This is a genomic window from Paraburkholderia sp. SIMBA_027 (assembly GCF_046535315.1).
GTDB classification, from domain to species: Bacteria; Pseudomonadota; Gammaproteobacteria; order Burkholderiales; family Burkholderiaceae; genus Paraburkholderia; species Paraburkholderia tropica.
The window spans coordinates 1-439 of record NZ_JAWRWY010000114.1 but is presented as its reverse complement, the minus strand read 5'-3'; the positions used below and the strand labels follow the sequence as shown (position 1 = coordinate 439).

Here is a 439-nt window from a genome sequence, read left to right as displayed (position 1 = left end):
GCGTGCCACATCGCCGCCGAGCACTCGATCGCATGACGGAAGTCGTCGATGCAGACGATGCCGCGGAAGCTGCTCGCGAACGCGCGGAGCCGGGCGTTGTCGTCCGCATCCGGCTGCCTCAGGGCATGCAGAACGCTTCCCGCGTTCCAGCCACGAGCCTCGGTAAGTTCGCGCTCCGTAAGGATGACGGCCTCGTCGGCGACTTTGGCGAGAGCGCCGTGGTTGATCCGGTCGATCGTGTCGACGAGGTCGTCCTTGTCGAACAGCCACGTCGGTCGCACGGCCACGTAGACCCGCGAACCGCTGTGCAGCTCGGTCAGGTAGTCCGTGGTGCGGTGGTGCTTCACGTCGTTGCGAGTGAAGGGCATCGGGGCCGGCTGATCCTTCACTCGAACGATCTTGCGGTTGGCGAGAAACATTCGGGCCGCACGCATCTCGT

Annotated in this window: 1 protein-coding gene; it reads right to left on the bottom strand. The window is 65.1% G+C overall.

Features of this window, described 5'->3' with window-relative positions:
- The coding region (locus SB764_RS38375; RefSeq protein ID WP_410866516.1) for a hypothetical protein at positions 1 to 419 on the bottom strand (419 nt) is incomplete at its 3' end.
- Positions 420 to 439: the final 20 nt, after the last annotated feature.